The organism is Streptomyces sp. NPDC001985 (assembly GCF_040296845.1).
GTDB lineage: Bacteria > Actinomycetota > Actinomycetes > Streptomycetales > Streptomycetaceae > Streptomyces.
This window is the reverse complement of sequence record NZ_JBEOYB010000137.1, coordinates 1-8,068: the sequence shown is the minus strand read 5'-3', so window position 1 is coordinate 8,068 and position 8,068 is coordinate 1. Positions and strand designations below refer to the sequence as shown.

Below are 8,068 nucleotides of genomic sequence, written 5' to 3'. Positions count from 1 at the left end.
CGGGCGGCGGGAGAGCCGGCCGCGCACCGCCCGACAGCTCAGCTGTTCCTGGCGATGTTCCGCGAGATCCAGCCCTTGTAGGCGGTCACATCGGTGTAGATGCCCTTGCCGGAGGCGCAGAGCGGATCGGTGTCGCCGTCGCCGGAGGTCGCGCCGATCAGCTCCCACCGCCCGGCCCCGTTCCGCTGGAGCTGCGGCCCGCCCGAGTCCCCGTTGCAGGCCATCGCGCGGGCCCTGGGGCTGGTGGTGCACAGCTCCTTCGCCCCGATGCCGCTGCACTCCGACGCGGCGGCCCTGCGGGCGTCGAGCTGCTGGAGCCGGTCGGGGAAGACCCACCGCTCGGCCTCGGGCGTGTCGTACACGGTGCCGAAGCCCAGCAGCCGGGTGGGCGTGCCGGCCCCGCCCGGCTTCTTCGCGATGGCGATCGGCCGCTGCCCGACCGGGCGGTCCATGCGGATGAGCGCGATGTCGTCCTGGCTGCGGTGCCCGCCCCCGGCGCTGTAGCCCGGGTGCCTGATGATCTTGTCGACCTCGCGGACGGTGCCGCCGTGCTTCCGGTTCTCGCTGCCGACGCGGACCTTCCCCGTCATCATCGTCCTCTCGACGCAGTGTCCCGCGGTGAGCAGCCACTGCGGGTGGATCAGCGACGCGCCGCACTGAGCGTCGTACACCGACATCGGGACCGTCGCCATGAACGGGTAGCGCTCGGTCGACCGGTCCCCGTTGACGATGGCTCCCGCGCTGCCGGTCATCGCGGTGAGGACGAGGACGGAGGCCGCGCCGACCGCCGCCGCCCCGGCCGGCCGGGGTCGTATCCGCCGGGCGGGGCGGGCGGCGGTGTCGCGGGAGTGCGGGAGCAGCATGGGAGGGCCTTTCAGGGAGGGTGGTGGTCCGATGGGCACGGAGCCGGGCGTCCCCTCGCTTCCGTCTTCCGTGATCTCATCCTCACGTTCCCGGCGGTGCGGGAAACAGCTCCCTGAATGTCACCCTCGGCTAAATTCCGGACATGTCTGTGATCGCCGTCCTCGTGTTCGACTCCGTCCCCGGGCATCAGCTCACCGGGCCGGGACTGGTCTTCGGAACAGCGGTGCGACACCACCCCCAGGTCGCCTATGAGCTGCGGTTCTGTGCCGTCCCGCAGCTCCGTGCCACCGCCGCGCCCGGCTCCTTCGGGATCGAGACGCCCTGGGGTACGGAGGGTCTCGACGGAGCCGACACGATCTGGGTGCCCGGGCACGCGGGCTTCCGGGAGGAGCCGCCGGCGGAGGTCGCGGACGCGCTGCGGGCCGCCGCCGCCCGGGGCGCCCGGATCGGGGCGGTCGGCACGGGCACGTTCACGCTCGCGGCGACAGGGCTCCTCGACGGCCGGCGGGCCGCGACGAGCCGCCGGCACACCGGGGAGCTGGCCCGGCTCCATCCCCGTACGGAGGTGGACCCGGAGGGCTCGGTGGTCCGGGACGGCCCGTTCCTCAGCGCGGCGGGGGTACTGGGCGGGGTGGATCTGGGGCTGCGCATGGTCACCCTGGACCACGGCACACGGGTGGCGATCGAGACGGAGCGCCAGATGTTCCTCCAGCTCCACACCGCGCCGGACGACCCGGTGGCGTACAGCGCCGTCACCCCGCGGAACAGCCCGCTCGCCCCCACCACCCGGTGGATGGAGGCCCATCTCGACCGTCCGCTGACCCTCGCCGACATCGCCGCGCACGCGGGGCTGGGCGTCCGCAGCCTGACCCGGCGCTTCCGGGCGGACACCGGGCTCACCCCGCTCCAGTACCTGCTGCGCGCCCGGGTCCAGCGGGCCCAGCGGCTGCTGGAGCGCGGGGACGAGCCGGTGGAACGCGTCGCGGCGCGGACGGGGTTCGGCACACCGGCCAATCTGCGCCACCACTTCCAGCGCTTCACCGGCACCAGCCCGAGCGTCTACCGGACGGCGTTCCGCACCCTTGTCACCACCCTCACCGGGGCGGAGGACAACGGAGGCGACGGAGGGGACGGAGGGGACGGAGGGGACGGAGGCGGCGGGACGGGCTGAGCACGGCGACCGCGCTCCGTCGCCGTGCCGTCCCGTCCCGTCCCGTCCTGTCCTGTCCTGTCCCGTTCCCGTTCCCGTCGGCAGTCGGCGGCGGCGTTCTCACGTCTCCCGTTGGTAGAAGATGTAGAAGAAGACCACGAGCGTGACCGCGGCGAGGATCAGCCCCACTCCCGCCGAGCGCAGCACGCTGTCCCCGGTCAGGCTGTGCAGGAACCCGATCGCGATTCCGCACAGCACGCCGTAGGCGGTGGCCCGCAGCTCGCGCGGCAGGGCGTTCTGGACCCGGCCGAGGCCGTAGGCCAGCGCCGTGAAGATCAGGCCGGCCACCACCCCGTACAGGACGTCCCCCCAGCCGACCGCTCTGCCGGTGCGGTGCAGGAACCCCGCGTAGAACCCGAAAAACGCGCCCAGGGCGAGCGGTACCGCCCAGGAGAGTGAACCGTGGTGCCGTGCGGGCACCGTCGCGTGAACGGCCATGACCGGGGCTCCTTCCCTCGCGTCCTTCCTCCTCTCAGGAAGCACCCGGCGTCCGCCCCCGGCAACTCGGCGGTCCCGCCGCCCGGCCCGGCGGGACCGGCGGTGCCGTCCGCCCCCGGGGAGGTCCGCCGGTCGGCGGTGCACCGCTCGCGCGCGGGCGGCGACCCGCGTTCCCTTGGAGGGGTGCGGAGACTTCTCTCAGCGGTGTCGGCGGTGCTGATCGCGCTCGTGGCCGTTCTGACGCCGCTGAGCGTGCTCGCCGTGTGGGCCGAGCGGGAGATCGGCGACACCGACGGCTATGTCACCGCGATGGCGCCGCTCGCGTCGGACCGGGCCGTGCGGAACGCGGTCGCGGACCGGATCACCGAGGAGGTGCTCGCCAAGGTCGACGCCGGGCCGCTGGCCGTGGGGGTACGGGAGCTGGTGCACGAGGCGGTGCTGTCGTTCGCCGGGACCGATGCCTACCGGACCGCCTGGAACACGGTCAACCGCGCGGCGCACACCGCGGTCGAGCAGGCGCTGACGAGCGACGAGGGCGACACCGCGAGTATCGATCTGACGCCGGTGAGCGAGCAGGTCAAACGGCAGCTGAGCCTGGAAGGGGTGCCGTTCGCGGAGCAGATCCCGGTGGTGGGAACGAAGATCACGGTGGTGGAGCCGGACCAGCTCGGCGTGGCCCGCGAGGTGTTCGACGCGCTCCAGGTCGCGGGGGTGTGGCTCCCGGTGGGTACGGTCCTGGTGGCCGTGGCGGCGCTGCTGTGCGCGCGGCGCCGGGCGCGTGCCCTGGCCGGCCTGGGGCTGGCGCTGGCCGTGGGCGGCGCGCTGCTGCTGCTCACGGTCGTGGTGGGCCGGGCGCCGGCCCTGGACGATCTGCCGCCGGATGTGGACCACCCGGCGGCAGACGCGGTGTACGGCGCGCTGACGGCGACCCTGCGGACGGCGTCCTGGTGTCTGATGGGCGCGGGTCTCGCCATCGCCGCGGCGACCTGGTGGTTCGGACGGCCCGGGCGGCCGGAGCGGACCGCGGGCCCCGGCGGCGGGGCGGACCCCGGGACGGAGACGGGCACGGGCCCCGGCAGCGGCAGCGGTCCCGGCACCGGACCCGACACCGGCAGCGGCACTGGCACCGGCAGCGATACGGAGACGGAGACGAAGACAGGGACGGGGACGAAGACGGGGATGGATGCGGGCGGCTCTCCTCCGGTTGCGTCGAGTTGATGCCACGGCCGCCCTGGCCGGAACGATGTGGGTGAGACTGACGTCATCCCTGTGTGGCATCTCGCGAAGGCGCCACACCGCCCTCTCCCGTCATCACCTCACGCACGGAGGCAGTTGTGGACAGCACGGCGCAGACCGCGGCCCCGGCCGCCGGACCAGGCGCTTCCGTACGCCGCTCCGGTGGCCGGGGCACCGCCTGGCTCGCGGGCCTGCTGCTGTCCGCCCCCACGGTGGTCGCGGCCTGCCGGGTCGCGGGCGTGGACGGAATGACACCGATCCCCCAGCTCCTCGCCTTTCTGCCGTGGCTGCTGGTGCCGGCCGGGGCGGCACTGCTGCTCGCCCTGCTCAAGCGCCGGCGGGCGCAGTCGGTGTGGGCGGCGGTGGTGCTCGCGGTCATCGGCTGGTTCGTCCGGCCCTACGACACCGGTCTCGCCGACACCCCCTCCGGCCGGGTGGTGGCCCAGCTCGAAGTGCTGACCTCGAATGTCGAGTTCGGCAACGCGTCCAGGGCGCTGGTGGAGACGGTCCGGCGGGAGAAGCCCGATCTGGTCTTCGTCCAGGAGTGCGCCGAGACCTGCTCGGACGCGCTCGCCGCGGAGATCCCCCGTGCCGACTATCCGCACCGCAATGTCGTCGAGGGGCCCATGGCCTCCGGCTCGGCGATCCTCAGCAAGTACCCCCTGCGCACCGCCCCCGGCATCCGGAGCACGCTCGCCATGCCCGGCTCGGTGGCGGAGATCGCGGGCAAGGAGGTGCACCTCCAGCTCGCGCACCCGCTGCCGCCGATCCCCGGCGGGGTCGACGCGTGGCGCGGTGAGCTGGGCCGCATGCGGGACTACGCGACGGGGGTGAAGGACGCCCCGGCGATCGTCGCCGGCGATTTCAACGCCACACCGGACCATGCCGCGTTCCGCCGAATACTGGACGCGGGCGGTCTGCGCAACAGCGCCGACCTCGGCGGGGCCGCCCGCACCCCTTCCTGGCCGACGATGGTGAGCCGGCCGCTGGGAGCCCAGATCGACCATGTGCTGATCAGCCGTGAGTTCTCGGTCCGCGGGGCCCGCTTCCTGGAGCTGGGCGACACCGACCACCGCTCCCTGCTGGTCCGCCTGGACCTCCACGACGCCCGCTGAACCCGCCCCGCCGGACCATCACCCCACGGGCCACCACCCACCGGCCACCACGGCCATCACCGGCCATCACCGGCGACCGGACACCGGCGGCGGCCACCGCCCGACCACTCCCGACCCCTCCCGACCACCCCCGCGCACCTCCCCGGGAGACGACTTGCCCCTACGGCGCGCCATGAGGCATGTGTGGACCATGGAGACCCGAGCGGGACGACTGTCCCCACCCGAGTGGCTGCTCAACACGCTGCGCCCGCAGTCCGCCCCCGTGCCCTGGGCGGCGGTCCTCCGGGCCGGGGTGGCGCTCTCCGTGCCGCTCGCCGCGGGCATCGCCGCGGGACGGCCCGAGTACGGCGCCCTGGTCTCCATGGGCGCGCTGAACGGAGTCATCAGCGACACCGCCGACGCCTACCGGATGCGCGTCCTCAATATCGCGGTCCCGCAGCTCTTCGGCGCCGTCGGGGTCACACTGGGCACCCTGGCGTACGGGCAGGGCTGGCTCGCGGTGGTGGTGCTGACCCTGGTGGCGCTGGCCTCCGGAATGGTGTCGTCGATCGGCGCTGTCGCCTCCGTCTCGGGGCTGGTGCTGCTGCTCAACGCGGTGGTGGGCGCGGGGCTCCCGCTGCCCGAACCGCTCTGGATGCCCGCGCTGCTGCTCACCCTGGGCGGGCTGTTCGTCCTGGTGCTCACCCTGCTGGGCTGGCCGTTGCGCGGCCGGACACCGGAGCGGGCGGCGGTGGCCGCCGCCTACCGCGGCGTCGCGGAACTGCTGGCGGCGGCCGGCACCGCCGCGTATCCGGAGCGGCGCCAGGCGGTCACCGACGCCCTCAACACGGCCTATGACCTGATCCTGGCGCTGCGCACCCGCGAGCACGGCCGGCGCGGCCCGTTGGTGCGGCTGCTGGCCCAGCTCAATGTGCTCATCCCGCTGCTGGAGGCGGCAGCGGCGGCGCATCTGTACGGCAGGGCGTCCCACAGCCCGGCGGTCGCCGCCGCCGTCCGCGCGTTGGCGGACGCGGTCACCGACAGCGGGGGCGGGGGCGGGCCGGTGGATCTGTCGGGGCTGCCCGAGCCGGAGGGCCCCGCCGACCGGGCGGTGGACGCGGCGCTGCGGCACGCGGCGGCCGTGGTGCACCGGCCGGACCCGGACCTCTCCCCCGGGGAGGACAGCCTCGGCCGCCCGGCGGGACCCGCCGCCCGGTTCCGGACCACGGCCCGGGCCGTCCTGTTCTCCGAGGCGTCCTGGCGGTACGGCGCACGGCTGGCGCTGTGCATCGGGCTCGCCCAGGCGCTGGTGTCCCTGGTGGAGGTCCCCCGTTCGTACTGGGTCGCCCTCACCGTCACCTTCGTCCTGAAGCCGGACTTCGGCTCGGTCTTCTCCCGCGCGGTCCTGCGCGCCCTCGGCACCGCCGCAGGGCTGCTCGTCGCGGCCCCCGTGCTCGCCGCGGTGCCGCGCGGCTGGTGGGACGTGCCGGTGATGATGCTGCTCGCGGGGCTGATTCCCTGGTTCTCCGCGAAGGGGTACGCCTTCCAGACCGCCGCGATCACCCCGGTGATCCTGCTGCTCTCCGACACCCTCAACCACGAGGGCTTCGACCTGGTGCTGCCCCGGCTGCTGGACAGCCTCCTCGGCTGCGCCATCGCGCTGATCGCCGGGTATCTGCTCTGGCCGGAGAGCTGGCACACCCGGATCGGCGACCGGCTGGCCGCGGCCGTGGACGAGATCGCCGGATATGTGGCGTGCGCCTTCGACCCGGACGCGGACCGGGGGGAGCAGGTGCGCGGGCGCCGCAGGATCTACCGCGAGCTGTCGGCCGTGCGGTCCGAGTTCCAGCGGGCGCTGACCGAACCACCGCCGACCGGGGCGCGGGCGGCGGCCTGGTGGCCCCTGGTGGTCGCCGTCGAGCGCATCGTGGACGCGACCACGGCCGCCCGGGTGCGCGTCGGCCACGGCGCCGCCCCGCCGTCGCCCCCGGAGGTGGCGGGCGTCGCGCGCGAACTGCGCGAGCTGGCGGGGAATCTGCGCAGCAGCGAGGTGCTGGTGGAGGTGCGCACAGCCCTGGAGGGCGACGAGGACGGCGTCCTCGCCCCCCTCCGCCACGAGGTGACGGCGGCCCGCGCGATCACCTCACCCGTGCGCGGACCCCGCCGTCCCGGTGCCGGGGAGGGCCCGAAGGCCCCCGCTCACCCCGGGGAGTGAGACCGGGCGGGTCAGGGGCCCGGGCGCTGCTGGAGGCGCTCCAGGTCCCTGCGGTCCCGCTTGGTCGGGCGGCCGGCGCCCCGGTCCCGCACCGCCACCGGCGCGGTGAACTCCTTCGGCGGGGGCGGCGGGCTGTTGTCGACGAAGCACTGGACGGCCACCGGCGGTCCCACCCGCTTGCGCACGATCCTGGAGACGACCACCAGCCGCTCCCGGCCCGCGTGGAAGAGCCGCACCTGATCGCCGATCCGCAGGGTGTGCGCGGGCTTGACCCGGGTGCCGTTGACCCGGACATGGCCGGCCTTGCACGCGGCAGCGGCCTGCGAGCGGGTCTTGGTCAGCCGTACGGACCAGATCCAGGCGTCGACCCGTACGGACCCTTCCGTCCCTTCGGTTTCCATGCGTCCGACTCTACGGCTCCGGCACACGGAACAGCGGCCGGTATTCCCGGGCCGCCGGGGCGGGCCCGGGAAGAGCCCGCCCCGGCGGCCGGGGCCCGGGTCAGACGCCGATCTCGCGGCCGTCCTTGCGCCAGACGGCGACGACCGAGGGCCGGACGAGCTTTCCGGGGCCGTCGGGCCAGGTGCTCGCGGGCTTCTCGACCGACGCGCCGTCGATCTCGCCCGGGTGCTGGACCGCGACCAGGACCCGGCGCTCCTGGATCACCGGACCACAGGTCTCGGCCCCCTTCGGCACGGTGAGGAACTGCTTCAGCTCACCGCGCCGCTCGCCGTGGGTCGCCACCCCGAAGAGCCCATCGTGGGAGCCGAGCTGATTGCCGTCGGTGGAGATCCAGAGGTTGCCGTGCGGATCGAAGGCGACATTGTCCGGGCAGGAGATCGGGCTGACCCTCTCCTTGGGGAAGCCCGCGAAGTAGGTGGACGGGTCCTCGGGGTCGCCGGCGACCAGGAAGAGACGCCAGGCGAAGCCGTCGCCCGCCGGGTCGTCCCAGTTCTCCGCCAGCTCCAGGATCTGGCCGTGCTTGTTGAGATTCCGCGGATTGGCCTCGTC

At 74.3% G+C, this 8,068-nt stretch carries 8 protein-coding genes; 4 read left to right on the top strand and 4 right to left on the bottom strand.

What is annotated here, in order from left to right; translation table 11 throughout:
* Nucleotides 1–38 precede the first annotated feature (38 nt).
* A complete protein-coding gene (locus tag ABT122_RS32620) occupies nucleotides 39–863 on the bottom strand; it encodes a S1 family peptidase (protein WP_351559643.1) in 825 nt (274 codons plus the stop codon).
* A 143-nt stretch (nucleotides 864–1,006) separates the two neighbouring features.
* On the opposite strand from ABT122_RS32620, the gene ABT122_RS32615 reads away from it, so the two are divergent.
* Nucleotides 1,007–2,035: a GlxA family transcriptional regulator gene (locus ABT122_RS32615; RefSeq protein ID WP_351559641.1), complete on the top strand. Its 1,029-nt coding sequence runs from the start codon at nucleotides 1,007–1,009 to the stop codon at nucleotides 2,033–2,035.
* A gap of 99 nt (nucleotides 2,036–2,134) precedes the next feature.
* Here the strand turns inward: ABT122_RS32615 and ABT122_RS32610 are convergent, their stop codons facing one another.
* The gene (locus ABT122_RS32610; protein WP_351559639.1) at nucleotides 2,135–2,512 is read right to left on the bottom strand and encodes a hypothetical protein; all 378 of its coding nucleotides are present in this window, start codon (nucleotides 2,510–2,512) and stop codon (nucleotides 2,135–2,137) included.
* 183 nt (nucleotides 2,513–2,695) lie between these two features.
* Here ABT122_RS32610 and ABT122_RS32605 point away from each other — a divergent pair, with 183 nt between their 5' ends.
* The 3 genes from ABT122_RS32605 to ABT122_RS32595 all read left to right on the top strand — a co-directional run bounded on the left by ABT122_RS32605 (nucleotide 2,696) and on the right by ABT122_RS32595 (nucleotide 7,057).
* Nucleotides 2,696–3,730, top strand: coding sequence for a hypothetical protein (locus ABT122_RS32605; RefSeq protein WP_351559637.1), 1,035 nt, complete (start codon nucleotides 2,696–2,698; stop codon nucleotides 3,728–3,730).
* Nucleotides 3,731–3,846: 116 nt separating this feature from the next.
* Nucleotides 3,847–4,863 carry an endonuclease/exonuclease/phosphatase family protein gene (locus ABT122_RS32600; protein ID WP_351559635.1) on the top strand — a complete coding sequence of 339 codons (1,017 nt, stop codon included), beginning with the start codon at nucleotides 3,847–3,849 and terminating at the stop codon, nucleotides 4,861–4,863.
* A gap of 190 nt (nucleotides 4,864–5,053) precedes the next feature.
* A complete protein-coding gene (locus tag ABT122_RS32595) occupies nucleotides 5,054–7,057 on the top strand; it encodes an FUSC family protein (RefSeq protein ID WP_351559633.1) in 2,004 nt (667 codons plus the stop codon).
* Between the two features lie 11 nt (nucleotides 7,058–7,068).
* On the opposite strand, the gene ABT122_RS32590 is transcribed toward ABT122_RS32595, so the two are convergent.
* Both ABT122_RS32590 and ABT122_RS32585 read right to left on the bottom strand, forming a co-directional pair.
* Nucleotides 7,069–7,458 (bottom strand): RNA-binding S4 domain-containing protein, encoded by a 390-nt coding sequence (locus tag ABT122_RS32590; protein ID WP_351559631.1) that lies wholly within the window; start codon nucleotides 7,456–7,458, stop codon nucleotides 7,069–7,071.
* Between the two features lie 100 nt (nucleotides 7,459–7,558).
* The coding region (locus ABT122_RS32585; RefSeq protein ID WP_351559629.1) for a PhoX family protein at nucleotides 7,559–8,068 on the bottom strand (510 nt) is incomplete at its 5' end.